Origin of the sequence: Leifsonia sp. McL0607, from assembly GCF_049993355.1 — a bacterium.
Lineage (GTDB): Bacteria > Actinomycetota > Actinomycetes > Actinomycetales > Microbacteriaceae > Leifsonia.
Genome location: NZ_CP188253.1, coordinates 103303 through 118985, shown reverse-complemented (window position 1 = coordinate 118985; position 15683 = coordinate 103303). Strand labels below are relative to the sequence as shown.

The window sequence follows — 15683 nt, the reverse complement described above, 5'->3', positions numbered from 1 at the left end:
TCGGGTTAATGAACACTAACCTAAATTCGAGTTAGTAACCACTAACTCATGTCGACGAAGACGCGGGAGCACCATGACGCTGAGCACGGTTACGAGCGCGACGCCGAACCCCGCCCCGGCCTCCGAGCGCGACGACACAGCCCAGCGGGCTCTGGTCGCCGAGCTGCGCGAGCGTCTGCAGGTGGCGGCGGCCGGCGGACCGGAACGGGCGCGGGAGCGGCACGTCGCCCGCGGCAAGCTCCTGCCGCGCGACCGGATCGACACCCTCCTCGACGAGGGCAGCCCGTTCCTCGAGATCGCCCCGCTCGCCGCGACCGGGATGTACGACGACGAAAGCCCGGCCGCCGGCGTCATCGCCGGGATCGGCGTCGTCGAGGGCCGTCACGTCATGATCGTGTGCAACGACGCCACGGTCAAGGGCGGCACGTACTACCCGATGACGGTGAAGAAGCACCTCCGGGCGCAGGAGATCGCGCTCGAGAACCGACTCCCGTGCGTCTACCTCGTCGACTCGGGAGGCGCGTTCCTGCCGATGCAGGACGAGGTCTTTCCCGACCGCGACCACTTCGGCCGGATCTTCTACAACCAGTCCCGGCTGTCGGCTGCGAAGATCCCGCAGATCGCCGCCGTGCTGGGTTCGTGCACCGCGGGAGGCGCGTATGTCCCGGCCATGAGCGACGAGACCGTCATCGTCCGCAACCAGGGCACGATCTTCCTGGGCGGACCTCCCCTCGTGAAGGCGGCGATCGGCGAAGTGGTGACCGCGGAGGAGCTGGGCGGCGGCGACCTGCACGCTCGCACCTCGGGCGTCGTGGACCACCTGGCCGAGGACGACGAGCACGCGCTCGCCATCGTGCGCGAGATCGTGGCCACGCTGCCCCAGCCTGCGGCTCCGGCTTGGGAGGTGCTCCCCACGCGCGAGCCGCTGGGCGACGCCGACGAGCTCTACGGGGTCGTCCCCGTCGACGTGCAGGCGCCGTACGACGTGCACGAGGTGGTCTCCCGGCTGGTGGACGCCGGCGAGTTCAGCGAGTTCAAGCCGGAGTACGGCACGACGCTGGTCACCGGCTTCGCGCGCCTCCACGGGCATCCCGTCGGCATCGTCGCCAACAACGGCGTGCTCTTCAGCGAGTCGGCCCTCAAGGGTGCGCACTTCATCGAACTGTGCGATCAGCGCCGCATCCCGCTGGTGTTCCTGCAGAACATCTCCGGGTTCATGGTGGGCCGCGACTACGAGGCCGGCGGCATCGCCAAGAACGGCGCGAAGATGGTCACCGCGGTCGCCACCACCCGGGTGCCGAAGCTCACGGTCGTGATCGGCGGCTCGTTCGGCGCGGGCAACTACTCGATGTGCGGCCGTGCCTATTCGCCGCGCTTCCTCTGGATGTGGCCGGCCTCCCGGATCTCGGTCATGGGCGGCCAGCAGGCGGCGAGCGTGCTCGCGACCGTCAAGCGCGACCAGCTCGAGGCCCGCGGCGATCAGTGGAGCGCGGAGGACGAAGCGGCCTTCAAAGCGCCGATCGCGGCGCAGTACGAAGACCAGGGGAACCCCTACTACTCCACCGCCCGGCTGTGGGACGACGGCGTCATCGATCCGGCGCAGACCCGCACGGTCCTCGGCCTCGCCCTCGACGTGTGCTCGCGAGCGCCCCTCCCCGACACGGCCTTCGGCCTCTTCCGGATGTGATGGCGATGACCGACAACACTGGCAACGACCCCGCGTCCGCCGACACCGTCTCCAGCGTGCCGTTCCCGGCCGTGCTGGTCGCCAACCGCGGCGAGATCGCCTGCCGCGTCATCCGCACGCTGAATCGGCTGGGCATCCGCTCGATCGCGGTCTTCAGCGACGCCGACCGCGACGCCCCGCACGTGCGCCTCGCCGATTCGGCGGTGTGGATCGGCCCGGCTCCCGCCCGCGACAGCTACCTCTCGGTCGAGGCCATCGTCGACGCCGCCCGGCGCAGCGGCGCTGCGGCCGTCCACCCCGGCTACGGCTTCCTCTCCGAGAACGCGGCACTCGCCGAGGCGTGCGAGGCGGCGGGGATCGTGTTCGTCGGCCCCGCCGTGCACGCGCTGGAGGTCATGGGCGACAAGATCTCCGCCAAGAACGAGGTCGCCCGCGCCGGTGTCGCGACCATCCCCGGCATCGCGGAGCCCGGCCTGACCGACGAGGATCTGGTTGCGGCCGCCGAGCGGGTGGGCTATCCCGTGCTGGTGAAGCCGTCCGCGGGCGGCGGAGGCAAGGGCATGCAGGCGGTCCACGATCCCGCTGCGCTTCCGGAGGCCTTGCGTGCCGCGCGCCGGGTCGCCGCGTCCGCCTTCGGTGACGACACGCTCTTCCTCGAACGTCTCGTCTCCTCGCCCCGGCACATCGAGGTGCAGGTGATCGCCGATGGGCACGGAGCCGTCGTGCATCTGGGGGAGCGCGAGTGCTCGCTCCAGCGCCGCCACCAGAAGGTGGTGGAGGAGGCTCCTTCGCCGCTGCTGGACGAGGAGACCCGCGCCCGGATCGGCGAGGCCGCCTGCCGCGTCGCCGCGGGCGTCGGCTATGTCGGCGCCGGAACCGTCGAGTTCCTGGTCTCGGCGGAGCGCCCGGGCGAGTTCTTCTTCATGGAGATGAACACGCGGCTGCAGGTCGAGCATCCTGTCACCGAGCTCGTGACCGGGGTCGACCTCGTCGAGTGGCAACTGCGCGTGGCCGCGGGGGAGCCGCTCGGGCTCTCGCAGGACGACGTGCGCCTCGCCGGCCACGCCGTCGAGGCCCGGGTCTACGCGGAGAACCCGGAACGCGACTTCCTACCGGGCGACGGCACCGTGATCGCCCTGCGCGAACCGGCGGGTGAGGGCATTCGCGTCGACAGCGGCCTGGCGGTCGGGACGCGCGTCGTGACCGACTACGACCCCATGCTCGCCAAGGTGATCGCGTGGGCGCCCGACCGCGCAGGCGCGCTGGCGCGACTCGATCGCGCGCTCGCCGGCACCGCCGTGCTCGGCGTCGTGAACAACATCGCTTGGCTGCGCGACCTCCTCGTCGACGACGAGGTGCGGGCCGGCTCGATGGACACCACCCTCATCGATCGGCGGTTGTCCGCACGGGAGCCGGTGCCGGCCTCCACCGCGGAGCTCGTGGCGGCCGCGCTGCTGGCCCACCGCGAGCGGGAGGTCGCGACGCCGTCGGGTGTCGGGGCTCTGTGGGGCGCGCCGAGCGGCTGGCGTCTCGGGTCGCCGCGTGCGGTGCACTACGACGTGGACGGCACGACCGTGCAGGTGCTCGACGACCGGGTCACCGTGCGCGGCGCCGACGGACAGGCGACGGTGCACCTCGCTCGGATCTCTCCGGAGGCCGGCGCGCTGAAGCCTGGCGCGCTGCAGCCTGGCGCGTCCGGCGAGCCGGCGAGCGTCGTCCTCGACCTCGACGGCGTCGTCACCCGCTTCGACGCCGCACGTGACGGCACGACGATCTGGCTCGCGACAGCAGGTCGCTCCCGCGCGCTGCGCCTGCGCACGCCGGCCGAGCGGGTGGCCGCCGCCCTCGCCGCCCGGGAGGGCGGCCAGGGCGCGGCCCATCCCGAGGTCCGATCGCCCATGCCCGGCACCGTGGTCGCCGTCCCCGTCGCCTCCGGGGTGACGGTCGCCGCGGGCGACACCGTGGCCGTCGTGGAGGCCATGAAGATGGAGCACCGGCTCGTCGCCCCGACCGCCGGGGTCGTCACCGTGTCGGTCGCGCCGGGCGACCTCGTCAAGCTCGACCAGCTCGTCGCCGTCGTCGACGAGCTCCCGAGCGCCGAGTTCGCCAGCACCGAGCTCCCCAACGCCGAGCTCCCCAACGCCGAGCTCCCCAACGCCGAGTTCGCCCGCACCGAGCCCCCCAACGCCGAGTTCGCCAGTGCAGAGAACGTCCCGCCGACCCTGGCGGACACTCCCGAGCCGACAGAATCGGCCACCTCGTCCCGCGGCGAGCCCGCCGCGGCAGGGATCGTCACCACAACAGACAGGAACCTCCCATGACCATGCAGATGTCCCGCCCCGCCGACCTGGACGTCGCCGGCTTCGAGCTCACCGACGAGCAGCGCCGCCTCCGCGATCAGGTGCGCGACTTCGCCGACACCGTCGTCGCGCCGGCGGCCTACGAGTACGACACCAAGCGCAGCCTCCCGTACGGCATCGTCGCCGAGATGGGCCGGATGGGCCTCTTCGGCCTGCCGTTCCCCGTCGAGTACGGCGGCCAGGGCAAGGACTACCTCTCGCTGTGCCTCGCGGTGGAGCAGCTCGGCCGGGTCGACCAGTCGATCGGCGTGACACTGGAGGCCGGCGTCGGGCTCGGCGCGATGCCGATCTTCCGCAACGGCACCGAGGAGCAGAAGCAGCAGTGGCTGCCGATGCTCGCCCGCGGCGAGGCGCTCGCCGGGTTCGGTCTGACGGAGGCCGACGCCGGCTCCGACGCCTCCGGCACCAAGACCACGGCCGTGCTGCGCGACGGCGAGTGGGCGATCAACGGCAGCAAGCAGTTCATCACCAACTCCGGCTCCGAGATCACCAAGCTCGTGACGATCACCGCGGTGACCGGCGAGGACCGCCGCGCCGACGGCTCCATCAAGAAGGAGCTCTCGGCGATCATCGTCCCCACCGGCACGCCCGGGTTCGTCGCCGAGGCGGTCTACGACAAGGTCGGCTGGCACACCTCCGACACGCACCCGCTCACGCTGACCGATGTGCGCGTGCCGGAGGCCAACCTCCTGGGCGAGCGCGGTCGCGGATACGCGAACTTCCTGCACACCCTCGACGAGGGCCGAGTGGCGTTCGCCGCGCTCTGCACCGGCGCCGCCCAGGGCTGCCTCGAGGAGGCGATCCGCTACGCGAAGAGCCGCAACGTGTTCGGCCACCCGATCGGCTCCAACCAGCACATCGCCTTCAAGATCGCGCGCATGCAGGCCCGCGTTCACGCGGCGCGACTGGCCTACTACGACGCGGCCTTCAGGCTGGTCGCCGGTGTGCCGTTCAAGATGGAGGCCTCCATCGCCAAACTGGTCGGCAGCGAGGCCGCCATGGACAACGCGCGCGACGCGACCCAGATCTTCGGAGGCTACGGCTTCCTCAACGAGAGCCCGGTCGCCCGGCACTACCGCGACTCGAAGATCCTCGAGATCGGCGAGGGCACGAGCGAGGTCCAGCTCATGATCATCTCGCGCGCCCTCGGCTTCGAGTCCTAGCGCGCGCCCGCCCAGGCGGCGGACAATCTGACCACTCGACGGTTTTCGGACGACTTTCCGCCTACTCGGCGGCGTAGACAGAAGGAGGGGACGTGATCGACAAGACGGTGGCGAGCGCCGGGGAGGCGGTGGCCGACATCCCGAGCGGCAGCAGCCTCGCCGTGGGCGGCTTCGGGCTGTGCGGCATCCCGAGCGCGCTCATCCAGGCCCTGCTGGAGGCCGGCACGACCGACCTCGAGGTGGTCAGCAACAATTGCGGTGTCGACGACTGGGGTCTCGGCCTGCTGCTCGCCGAGCGCAGGATCCGCAAGATGATCAGTTCCTATGTCGGCGAGAACAAGGAGTTCGCGCGGCAGTTCCTCTCCGGCGAGTTGGAGGTCGAGCTGACGCCGCAAGGCACGCTCGCCGAGAAGCTGCGCGCGGGCGGCGCGGGCATCCCGGCGTTCTACACACCGGCCGGAGTGGGCACCCAGATCGCGGTCGGCGGCCTCCCACGGCGGTACGCCGCCGACGGCTCCGTCGCCGTCGCGAGCGAGCCGAAGGAGGTGCGCGAGTTCGACGGAGCGTCGTACGTGCTGGAGCGCTCCCTGCGCCCGGACTTCGCCCTGGTGCACGCCGCGAAGGGCGACCGGCACGGCAACCTGGTGTTCCACGCCGCCGCCATGAACTTCAACCCGCTCGCGGCGATGGCGGGCGGCATCACGATCGCCGAGGTGGAGCAACTGGTCGAGCCCGGGGAGCTCGATCCGGGGGAGGTGCACCTGCCGGGGATCTTCGTGCAGCGCGTCGTGCACGCGCCCGACGTCGAGAAGCGCATCGAACGGCGCACGGTGTCCGAGCCGGCGACCGCGGCCTCCGGCCAGGAAGGGAGCGACCGATGACCCTCACCCGCACCGAGCTCGCCGCGAGGGTCGCGCTCGAACTGCAGAACGGCCAGTACGTCAACCTCGGCATCGGCATGCCGACCCTGATCCCCAACTACATCCCGGAGGGCGTCGAGGTCATCCTGCACTCCGAGAACGGCGTCCTTGGCGTCGGCCCGTACCCGGCCGGCACCGAGGTGGACCCCGACCTGATCAACGCGGGCAAGGAGACCGTCACCGTCAAGCGCGGCGCCGCCTACTTCGACTCGTCGCTGTCGTTCGGGATGGTCCGCGGTGGCCACGTGGACGTCGCCGTGCTGGGCGCGATGGAGGTCTCGGCCTCCGGCGACCTGGCCAACTGGATGATCCCGGGCAAAATGGTCAAGGGCATGGGCGGGGCCATGGACCTCGTCTTCGGCGCCAAACGGCTCATCGTGATGATGGAGCACGTCGACAAGGAGGGCGGTCCCAAGATCCTCGCCGAGTGCACACTCCCGCTCACCGGCACGGGCTGCGTCGATCGCGTCATCACCGACCTCGCGGTCATCGATGTCACCCCGGACGGGCTCGTCCTGCGCGAGACCGCGCCGGGCGTCACTGTCGAGGAGGTCGTGGCGGCGACGGGTGCGCCGCTGGCAGTGGAGTTGGAGGCGGCATCGTGAAAGAAGTGGAGCAGCGGGGCCTCTACTACGAGGAGTTCGAGCTGGAGACGCGCTATCTGCACCGGCCCGGACGGACGGTGACCGAGGCCGACAACGTCCTCTTCACCACGCTCACGATGAACACCCAGGCACTCCACCTCGACGCGGCCTGGTCGGCGGGGCAGCCGTTCGGGGAGCGCCTGATGAACTCGATGTGGACGCTCGCGACCATCGTCGGCGCCTCGGTCGCCCAGCTGACCCAGGGCACGATCGTCGCGAACCTGGGGTTCTCCGAGGTCGCATTCCCGCACCCGCTCTATCATGGCGACACCCTCTACTCGGAGACGGCGGTGACGGCCAAACGGCTGTCGGCCTCCCGACCCGGCCAGGGGATCGTCACGCTCGAGCACACCGGGCGCAACCAGGACGGCGTCGTCGTCGCCACGGCGACCCGCCAGGTGATGGTGTGGTGCGAAGATGCCCATCTCGCGACGGCCGACGTATGACCGCCGGGTCGCCGGGCGTCTTCCCGTGGGGGCCGGCGCTGCTCTTCTGCCCGGCCGATCGGCCCGACCGCTACGCCAAGGCCATGGAGCGCGCCGACGCCGTGATCCTCGACCTCGAGGACGCCGTCGAACCCGCCCGCCGTGCGGCTGCACGGGAGGCTATCGCCGCCTCCGATCTCGACCCGGCACGGGTGATCGTCCGGGTCAATCGATCGGGCAGCGACGATCAGGCGGCCGACCTCGCCGCCCTCGCCCTCACGCCGTACAGCGCCGTGATGCTCCCGAAGGCCGAGCGTGTGAGCGATCTCCCCGCGCTGAGCGGGCTCGACGTGATCGCGCTGTGCGAGACGGCCGCCGGCGTGCGCGCCGCGGGCGAGCTGGCGGCCGCCGACGGAGTCGTCGCGCTGATGTGGGGAGCGGAGGATCTCGTCGCGTCGCTCGGCGGCACCTCCAGCAGGCGCGCAGATGGTCGCTACCGCGACGTCGCGCTGCACGCGCGCTCGGAGGTGCTGCTGGCGGCCGGTGCCGCCGGCACGTGGGCGATCGACACCGTCCACCTCGACATCGGCGATCTGGCTGGTCTCGCCGCCGAGGCGGAGGACGCCGTGGCCGTGGGGTTCGCTGCCTCGGCGTGCATCCACCCCTCGCAGGTGGAGACCGTGCGGCGCGCGTACCTGCCGGACGATGAGCAGGTTCAGGAGGCCGTCGAGCTGCTCGCGGCGGCCGAAGCGGCAGGCGGGGGAGTGTTCCGGCACCGCGGCCGGATGGTCGACGGACCGGTCATCGCGCACGCTCGAGCGGTCCTCCGTCGGGCGACCGGCACACCGTGATGAAACTGTGATGAACGATTATGACGCCGTTCACCGCTTTGGACATGTGGTGTCGGCGGCATGCCGTACTCTGCCCTTAACGTTCCAGAGCAGAGCACGTTCGAATCGATTCGATGCCACGGGTCGAGTTCCCGTGTGATATACCGCTCGAACGACTGGAAAGGGGGGATGAGATGCCACAGCTCCTTCCCCTGCGCCTGCTGGAAACCGTCGGGCTTCGCACGCCGGCCCAGCCCGCGCGGTCCGCCTCTGCCTCTGCCTCCGGCGACGACGAGACGGTCGCGCCGGCCACGGCTCCATCGGTGACCGCTGCTCCGGCGACTACTGCTCCGGCGACTACTTCTCAGCGCGCGGCAGCGTCCGCCAGTGACGCCGCATTCGTCGAGCCGTCGACCGACACTGGCGGCCCGCTCGACATTGACGCCCGGCTCGAGCGCACCGGCCCGCTCTCGATCATCGCGCCGCGCCGCATCGGCGAGAGCGACCTCGCGGTCTACCCGCTGTCGCTCGGCGCCAGCGTGTTCGGCTGGACGGCCGGCGGCGACACCTCCCTCGCGATCCTCGACCGCTTCGCCGCCCTCGGCGGCGACTTCATCGACACCGCCGACAGCTACGTCGGTGGCCGCAGCGAGGTCCTCATCGGCAAGTGGATGCGCGAGCGCGGCAACCGCGACGACCTGGTGGTCGCCACCAAGGTGGGCCGCCACCACGAGAACCCCGGTCTCGGTTCCGTCAGCATCGTCCGCGCGGTCGAGGCGTCGCTCGAACGTCTGCAGACCGACCGCATCGATCTGCTCTACTTCCACGACGACGACCCCGAGGTGCCGCTGGAGGACAGCCTCGCGACTGCCGGGTGGCTCATCGAGTCGGGCAAGGTCCGCTATCTCGCGGCCTCCAACTTCAGCGCCGACCGGTTGATCGAGGCGCGGATCATGGCGTCCGCCGGCCTGCCCAAGTTCGTGGCGATCCAGACCCAGTACAACCTCATGCACCGGGCCGAGTTCGAGAGCGCGCTGCGCATCGTCGCGGCGGCGCAGGGCCTCGCCGTGATGCCGTACTACGCGCTGGCCAACGGCTTCCTCACCGGCAAGTACCGCTCCAAGTCCGACCTCAGTGCCGACGCGCGCAGCGTCCGGGCCTCCGCATACGTCAACCGCAAGGGGATGCGCGTGCTGGTCGTGCTCGACCGCATCTCAGCCGAGCACGGCGTGTCGCCCGCGAGTGTCTCGATCGCCTGGCTGCTCGCCAAGCGCACCATCGTCGCTCCGATCGCCAGCGCGAGCCGCCCTGAGCAGGTCGACGGCCTGATGGCCGCCGCCGGCATCCGCCTCACCCGGGCCCAGATGCTCGAACTCGACCGCGTCTCCGAGTAACAGGGCATCCGCCAACTCCGGAGACCGACCCCGAAACGCCGTCGCGGAGTCCGCAACTCCGGGTATGCGGCAGCATCCGAGCCAGATCTCCGGAGTTGCCGACGGCCGCGTCGCGGCCCGTCCATAACTCCGGCACCACGCCGCGGATTGGCCAGGATCTCCGGAGTTGCGGTCACGGCGCGCACGTAGCGTGCCGACGCTCCGGAGTTGCCAGCTGGGCGCCTACGACTCTGCGAGGATGCGGTCGAGCGCGCGGCGCAGGGCGGCGCCCGCGGCGATCGGGTCGCCCACATAGCCGCCGGCCAGCGCGCCGTCGCGCGCGAGGATCAGGTCGTCCGCCGCATCTCCGGGCCGCGGGTGCCCGATCCGGCGGAACAGCTCCTCCATGTGCTTGGCGTACCAGTCGCGGTGCGCGGTCACCGCGACCCGTACCGGGTGGTTCTCGTCGGCGAACTGGGCGGCGGCGTTGATGAACGGATCGCCGCGGAAGCCCGGCTGAACGGCGTCGGCGTTGACGGAGTCCACCAGTGCACGCACGATCGCCTTCGGGTCGTCCGCCTCGCGCTCCTGCTCGGCGAACCAGTCGCGCGCCTGGCGGTCACGGCCCTCGACATAGGCGATGATGAGGAGGTCCTTGGAACGGAAGTGCTTGTAGAACGTCGCCTTCGTCACGCGGGCGCCTGCGATGATCCGATCGACCCCGACTGTGTGGATGCCCTCCTGGTAGAAGAGTTCGTCCGCGGTGGCGAGGATTTTGATCTTCGACGGCGCGGGCGGCCGGATGGTCGCGCGGGCACTTACGACCATCCGGTCGTCTCCTCTCTGCAGGAGGCTGGGCTCCTCTGGCGGTGCGAGACCCACCCGACCGGTCCAAGGGGGGACGACCGGTCAGGGGGGTGATATCAGTATAGTAATAGACAGACCAGTCTGTTTGTCCTCACATTCCCAGTCTCCGCTTTCGGCAATCCGCTGGCGTAGGGTGGAGGGGATGAACAGCGCAGTCGACCTCCCGCTCGGTCTGGCCGATCTCGCATTCGCGGCGTCGGGCGACGCGCTGGTCCGCCGCACGATCCTCCCCAGCGGAGTGCGGATCCTCAGCGAGCAGGTACCCGGTTCGCGCAGCGCCACGCTCGGCTACTGGGTGGCGGTCGGCTCCCGCGACGAGACGGAGGCGATGCCCGGCAGCCTCGGCTCCACGCACTTCCTCGAGCACTTGCTGTTCAAGGGTACGCGTACGCGCACCGCGCTCGACATCGCCGTCTCCTTCGACTCCGTCGGCGGCGAGCACAATGCGATGACGGCCAAGGAGTACACCTGCTACTACGCCAAGGTGCAGGATCGTGACCTCCCGATGGCGGTGGAGGTCATCGGCGACATGCTCACATCGTCGGTGCTCGACCCGACCGAGTTCGAGAACGAGCGCGGCGTCATCCTCGAGGAGCTCTCGATGGCCGAGGACGATCCGGTCGACGTGGCCAACGACCGGCTCTTCACGGCCGTGCTGGGAGACCATCCTCTCGGCCGTCCGATCGGAGGCCGGCCGGAGACGATCCGCGCCGCCACGCGCGACGCCGTCTGGAACCACTACCGGGCCAACTACCGGCCGCGCGACCTCGTGATCACCGCCGCGGGCGCCGTCGATCACGACGTGCTGGTGGCCGGGGTCCAGCGCGCGCTCGACGCCGCCGGCTGGGATCGGGACGACGAAGCCGTACCCGTCGACCGCCGCGCCACGACCCCGGCGACAGTGCGCCGTTCCGCCGGAGTGGTGACGGTGCAGCGTCCGATCGAGCAGGCCAACCTCATCATCGGCGTGCCGGGCATCGTAGCGACCGACGAGCGCAGGACGACGATGAGCGTTCTCAACTCCGTCCTCGGTGGCGGGATGTCGAGTCGGCTGTTCCAGGAGGTCCGCGAGAAGCGTGGGCTCGCCTACTCGGTCTACTCGTTCTCCGGCTCCTACTCCGACGCCGGCGTCTACGGGCTGTTCGCGGGCTGCGCCCCGGCGAAAGCCCGTCAGGTCGCCGAGCTGATGCTCGCCGAACTGCACCGCCTGGCAGACGGCGGGGTGACCCCCGAGGAGCTCAGCCGCGCGGTGGGGCAGCTCTCCGGAGGCGCCGCACTCGCCCTGGAGGACTCCGACACCCGGATGTCGCGACTCGGGCGGGCCGAGATCAGCCTGGGCGAGTTCGCCGACCTCGACGAGAGCCTCCGTCGTCTGCACCTCGTCACGGCCGACGGCGTGCAGCAACTCGCCCGAGACCTGGCGCAGCGCCCGGTCTCCGTCTCAGCGGTCGGAGGCGTCGACGATGACGTCTTCTCCGGCCTGGTCTCCTGATCCGGCCGTTCCCTCCCGGTCCATCGAAAGGTCTACCCCGTGCCTCATTACCTCTACCTCGTGCGTCACGGCGAGCAGCAGGACGCCGAGCACGGCCTCCCCGACGGTCCGCTGTCGCCGCGCGGCAAGCGCCAGGCCCAGCTCATCGCCGACCGACTGAGCGGCGTTCCGTTCACGGGCATGTATCACTCCCCGCTGGTGCGCGCGGAACAGACCGCATCGATCATCGCCGAGCGCATGCCGTCGCTCGCGCCGGAGCCGTCCAGCCTGCTGTTCGACTGCATCCCGTCGGGGCCGACGCCCGACATGCCCAAGGCGTTCGAGTCGTTCTTCGGCCCGGTGACGGAGGCTGAGATCGAAGCGGGCCGCGCCCAGATGGAGGACGCCGTCCACGAATTCCTGACGCCGGCGATGGGTGACAGGCACGACCTCCTCGTCACGCACAACTTCGTCATCGGCTGGTTCGTGCGCCACGTCTTCGACGCTCCCGCCTGGCGCTGGCTCGGCCTGAACCAGGCCAACTGCGGGCTGACGATCATCCGGGTGCGCTCGGCGAAGCCCCCTGTGCTCGTGGTGCACAACGACCTCGGCCACCTGCCGGTCGAGCTGCGCACGGGCCTGCCCGAGCTGCAGCCGGTCTAGGGCGCGGCGCTGGAGGCTCAGCCCAGCCGCTTGCGCAACCAGTCGGTCGCGTTCGGGTTCTCGTTGTACGGCTGGATGCTCTCGTAGCCGTGCGAGCGGTAGAGGCCGCCCGCGGCCTCCAGGCTCGCGTTGGTGTCGAGCACGACCTCCGTCGCGCCGAATCCGCGGGCGCGGTGTTCCAGTTCGGCGAGGATGGCGCGGCCGATGCCCTGACCGCGATGCGCGGGAGCCACCCAGAGGTGCTTGACCTCGTAGCGGACGATCTGCTCGCCGTCGTCGGTGTCGGAGAGCGGCACGCTCAGCTCGCGGATGCCGCCGCAGCCGGCCTCGCCGTCGTCGCAGGCGAGCAGGAAGACGCCGCCCGGCGGGACGAACTGGCCCGGGTCGGGGAACGTGGTGCGGTACGCGCCCTGAGCGGCGGGAAAGGTCACGGCCCGCTCGGCGAAGTAGTCCGCCAGCATGCGGTGGGCGGTCGTATCGGTGACGGAGACATCGGCGAAGGACACCATCCTCCCAGCGTAGTTCGCGCCCGAGTCTCGCGCCGAATGCTGACTTCTGCGGCTCCATTCGCGACGGTCGGGGCGACTGTGCGCGGCGGGTAGGGTGGACGGGTGACTGTTCGCGTGGCCGTTGCCGGGGCGACCGGCAAGCTGGGATCCGTGGCGGTGCGCCTCGTCGAGGCCGCCGACGATTTGGAGCTCGTGGCGGCTCTCGACTCGCGCACGCCGTTCGAGGCGATGCTCGGCGCGGACGTGCTCGTGGACATGACCCTCCCGCAGGTGAGCCCGCAGATCGTCGCGTTCGCCGTCGACAACGGCCTCAAGGTGCTCGTGGGAACGTCCGGCTGGTCGGCGGACCGCATCCTCGACCTTGAGCGTCGCGTCGCCGAGCACGAGGGCGGCGGAGCGGTCGTCATCCCCAACTTCTCGCTGGGCTCGGCACTCGGCACGGCCTTCGCGACCGTCGCGGCGCGCTTCTTCGACTCCATCGAGATCATCGAGACGCACGGCGCGGGAAAGGTCGACTCGCCGTCCGGCACGGCCGTCCGCACCGCCGAGCTCATCGGCGCAGCGCGCCTGCAGCGCGGGCCGGTCGACGCGCCGCACACCGATCAGCGTGCGCGCGGTCAGCAGGTGGCGAGCGTGCCGATCCACAGCCTCCGGATGCGCGGCGTCGTCGCCGAGCAGCAGGTGATCTTCGGCGGTGCGGGGGAGACCCTCACCATCCGGCACGACACGGTCGGCTCCGAGGCGTACGAGGCGGGAATCCTGCTCGCACTGCGGGCGGCTGCGACGACATCGGGGGTGGTGGTCGGCCTCGACAAGCTGATCGACCTCGGCATCGCGGAGCCCGACGGCGAACCGCCGCGGCCGACCGTGCGCGAGGTGTAGCGGCACCGATGCGCAACCGTCTCGCAGCGCTGTTGATGGCGCTCATCCTCGTCGTCTACCTCGTCCTGGTCGTTCAGCGGGCCGTGCTGCTGATCGCTTCGGGATCGGGCGTCGGGATCGCGATGGGCGTCGCGCTCATCGTGCTGCCGTTCATCGCGGCCTGGGCCATCGGGCGCGAGCTGCTCTTCGGCGCTCGCACAGAGAAGCTGGTGAAGCTCATGGCCGCCGAGGGCACGCTTCCCGTGGAGGACCTCCCGCACCGGGCCAGCGGACGTCCGCTGCGCGACGCGGCCGACGCCGATTTCCCGCACTACAAGGCCGAGGTGGAGGCCGCACCCGAGAGCTGGCGCGCCTGGTTCCGGCTGGGGCTTGCCTACGACGCGTGCGGCGACCGCCGACGCGCCCGCGAGGCGTTGCGCCAGGCCATCCGGCTCTACCAGGGGGAGCAGCGGGCAGGACGAACCGCGCACTAGCGCCCCGCCTCCCGCTGTCAGACCGGACGCACCGTCAGGCGGCGACCAGCTGCGCCATCGCGTCCTGCACGGTCGCGTCCTGGAACACGAACCCGTCGTCCAGCAGGCGGCGCGGCAGCACGCGCTGGTCGGCGAGCAGCAGCTCCCGACCCGCGTCGCCGAGCCCGAGGGAGACGGCGGCCCGAGGCAGAGGGAGGCCGTACGGCCGGTGCACCGCTGTCGTCAGCGCGCGGAGCACGTCACCGGCGGTCGCGGGCTCCGGCCCCACGACATTGACCGGGCCCGAGAGCGTCGAGGTGAGCAGGTGCACGATCGCACCGGCCTCGTCGCGCAGGCTGACCCAGGGCCAGTGCTGGCGCCCTCCGGCGATCGGGCCGACGAGTCCGGCCTTGGCGAGCGGGAGGAGCGGTGCCATCGCACCTCCGCGCCCGATCACCACCCCGGTGCGCACAGTGACGACGCGGGTCGCCTGCGGCGCGAGGTGCGCCGCCGTCTCCCAGGCGTCGACGACGTCGGAGAGGAAGCCGGTGCCCTTCGCCGAGTCCTCGGTGAGGGTCTGCCCAGGCCGGTCGCCGTAGTAGCCGACCGCCGAGCCGCTGACGAAGACGGCCGGAGGGGAGGCCGTCTGGCGCATCGCGTCCGCCAGTGTGCCCGTCGCCTCCAGCCGGGAGGCCAGGATGCGGCGGCGGTGAGCCGGCGTCCACGGCAGGCGGTTGAGAGACGCGCCGGAGAGGTTCATGACCGCCTCGGCCTCATCGAGGAGGCCGACGTCGATCATCCGCGTCGACGGTGCCCACGAGCGCTCGTCCGAACCGTGCGGCTCGCGCCGCACCAGGCGGAGGACGTCGTGGCCCTCCGCCCGGAGCCGACGGACGAGCTCGGTGCCGATCAGGCCGGACGCCCCGGCGACGAGCACCCGCATCGGTCAGGCCAGCGTCGCTTCGATCGTGATCGGGATGCCGACCAGCGCCCGCGAGACGGGGCAGGTGCGCTTCGCCTCGTCGGCGAGGCGCTGGAAGTCGTCCTCCGCGACCCCCGGCACGGTCGCCTCGACGAGGAGGTGACTGCCGGTGATGCCCTGGGAGGGGTCGAACGTGACGGAGGCGGTGGTGCGGATGCTCTCCGGCGGGGTGCCGAAGGTGGCGAGGACGTTCGAGAACGCCATCGAGAAGCACGACGAGTGCGCGGCCCCCAGCAGCTCCTCCGGAGTGGAGGTCTCTGCGCCGCCCTCCGAGCGGGCCTTCCAGTTCACCGCGAGCGTCGCGGCGCCGGACGAATCGAGGGAGACCGTCCCTGAGCCCGACTTCAGATCACCGGTCCAGACGGTGGTGGATTCGCTGGTTACTGCCATGAGACCTCTTTCTCCTTCTCCCGGCGCACTGGGTTCCCCTGAGTGTGGATGGCGGCGGTGCGACC

The 15683-nt window shown here is 70.9% G+C and carries 16 protein-coding genes; 12 read left to right on the top strand and 4 right to left on the bottom strand.

The window, feature by feature from the left end:
- Nucleotides 1-73 precede the first annotated feature (73 nt).
- From ACPPVW_RS00545 to ACPPVW_RS00510, 8 genes are all read left to right on the top strand, one after another.
- Entirely contained in the window at nt 74-1687 is a 1614-nt protein-coding gene (locus ACPPVW_RS00545; RefSeq protein WP_426624626.1) for a carboxyl transferase domain-containing protein, read from the top strand.
- A 5-nt stretch (nt 1688-1692) separates the two neighbouring features.
- Nucleotides 1693-4008, top strand: coding sequence for a biotin carboxylase N-terminal domain-containing protein (locus ACPPVW_RS00540; protein WP_426624625.1), 2316 nt, complete (start codon nt 1693-1695; stop codon nt 4006-4008).
- The gene (locus tag ACPPVW_RS00535; RefSeq protein ID WP_426624624.1) at nt 4005-5210 is read left to right on the top strand and encodes an acyl-CoA dehydrogenase family protein; all 1206 of its coding nucleotides are present in this window, start codon (nt 4005-4007) and stop codon (nt 5208-5210) included. The genes ACPPVW_RS00540 and ACPPVW_RS00535 overlap by 4 nt, the downstream gene beginning before the upstream one ends.
- Nucleotides 5211-5302: 92 nt before the next feature.
- The gene (locus tag ACPPVW_RS00530; protein WP_426624623.1) at nt 5303-6091 is read left to right on the top strand and encodes a CoA transferase subunit A; all 789 of its coding nucleotides are present in this window, start codon (nt 5303-5305) and stop codon (nt 6089-6091) included.
- Nucleotides 6088-6735, top strand: coding sequence for a CoA transferase subunit B (locus ACPPVW_RS00525; RefSeq protein WP_426624622.1), 648 nt, complete (start codon nt 6088-6090; stop codon nt 6733-6735). Before ACPPVW_RS00530 ends, ACPPVW_RS00525 begins: the two co-directional genes overlap by 4 nt.
- Nucleotides 6732-7220: a MaoC family dehydratase gene (locus tag ACPPVW_RS00520; protein ID WP_426624621.1), complete on the top strand. Its 489-nt coding sequence runs from the start codon at nt 6732-6734 to the stop codon at nt 7218-7220. Before ACPPVW_RS00525 ends, ACPPVW_RS00520 begins: the two co-directional genes overlap by 4 nt.
- Nucleotides 7217-8050: an HpcH/HpaI aldolase/citrate lyase family protein gene (locus tag ACPPVW_RS00515; protein WP_426624620.1), complete on the top strand. Its 834-nt coding sequence runs from the start codon at nt 7217-7219 to the stop codon at nt 8048-8050. Before ACPPVW_RS00520 ends, ACPPVW_RS00515 begins: the two co-directional genes overlap by 4 nt.
- A gap of 173 nt (nt 8051-8223) precedes the next feature.
- The gene (locus ACPPVW_RS00510) at nt 8224-9423 is read left to right on the top strand and encodes an aldo/keto reductase (RefSeq protein WP_426624619.1); all 1200 of its coding nucleotides are present in this window, start codon (nt 8224-8226) and stop codon (nt 9421-9423) included.
- Nucleotides 9424-9645: 222 nt separating this feature from the next.
- Here the strand turns inward: ACPPVW_RS00510 and ACPPVW_RS00505 are convergent, their stop codons facing one another.
- Nucleotides 9646-10230, bottom strand: coding sequence for a TetR/AcrR family transcriptional regulator (locus ACPPVW_RS00505; RefSeq protein WP_426624618.1), 585 nt, complete (start codon nt 10228-10230; stop codon nt 9646-9648).
- Between the two features lie 181 nt (nt 10231-10411).
- Between ACPPVW_RS00505 and ACPPVW_RS00500 the strand changes: the two genes are divergently transcribed.
- Together ACPPVW_RS00500 and ACPPVW_RS00495 are read left to right on the top strand one after the other, a co-directional pair.
- Nucleotides 10412-11761 carry a M16 family metallopeptidase gene (locus ACPPVW_RS00500; RefSeq protein WP_426624617.1) on the top strand — a complete coding sequence of 450 codons (1350 nt, stop codon included), beginning with the start codon at nt 10412-10414 and terminating at the stop codon, nt 11759-11761.
- 39 nt (nt 11762-11800) lie between these two features.
- The gene (locus ACPPVW_RS00495) at nt 11801-12403 is read left to right on the top strand and encodes a histidine phosphatase family protein (protein ID WP_426624616.1); all 603 of its coding nucleotides are present in this window, start codon (nt 11801-11803) and stop codon (nt 12401-12403) included.
- A gap of 17 nt (nt 12404-12420) precedes the next feature.
- Here ACPPVW_RS00495 and ACPPVW_RS00490 read toward each other — a convergent pair whose 3' ends face one another.
- The gene (locus ACPPVW_RS00490; protein WP_426624615.1) at nt 12421-12912 is read right to left on the bottom strand and encodes a GNAT family N-acetyltransferase; all 492 of its coding nucleotides are present in this window, start codon (nt 12910-12912) and stop codon (nt 12421-12423) included.
- Nucleotides 12913-13014: 102 nt separating this feature from the next.
- Here ACPPVW_RS00490 and dapB point away from each other — a divergent pair, with 102 nt between their 5' ends.
- Both dapB and ACPPVW_RS00480 read left to right on the top strand, forming a co-directional pair.
- Nucleotides 13015-13794 (top strand): 4-hydroxy-tetrahydrodipicolinate reductase, encoded by a 780-nt coding sequence (dapB, locus tag ACPPVW_RS00485; protein ID WP_426624614.1) that lies wholly within the window; start codon nt 13015-13017, stop codon nt 13792-13794.
- Nucleotides 13795-13802: 8 nt separating this feature from the next.
- Nucleotides 13803-14267: a tetratricopeptide repeat protein gene (locus ACPPVW_RS00480; protein WP_426624613.1), complete on the top strand. Its 465-nt coding sequence runs from the start codon at nt 13803-13805 to the stop codon at nt 14265-14267.
- A 34-nt stretch (nt 14268-14301) separates the two neighbouring features.
- On the opposite strand, the gene ACPPVW_RS00475 is transcribed toward ACPPVW_RS00480, so the two are convergent.
- On the bottom strand, nt 14302-15189 hold the full coding sequence (locus tag ACPPVW_RS00475; RefSeq protein WP_426624612.1) for a TIGR01777 family oxidoreductase: 888 nt from the start codon (nt 15187-15189) through the stop codon (nt 14302-14304).
- A 3-nt stretch (nt 15190-15192) separates the two neighbouring features.
- Nucleotides 15193-15618: an OsmC family peroxiredoxin gene (locus tag ACPPVW_RS00470; protein WP_426624611.1), complete on the bottom strand. Its 426-nt coding sequence runs from the start codon at nt 15616-15618 to the stop codon at nt 15193-15195.
- Nucleotides 15619-15683 lie beyond the last annotated feature (65 nt).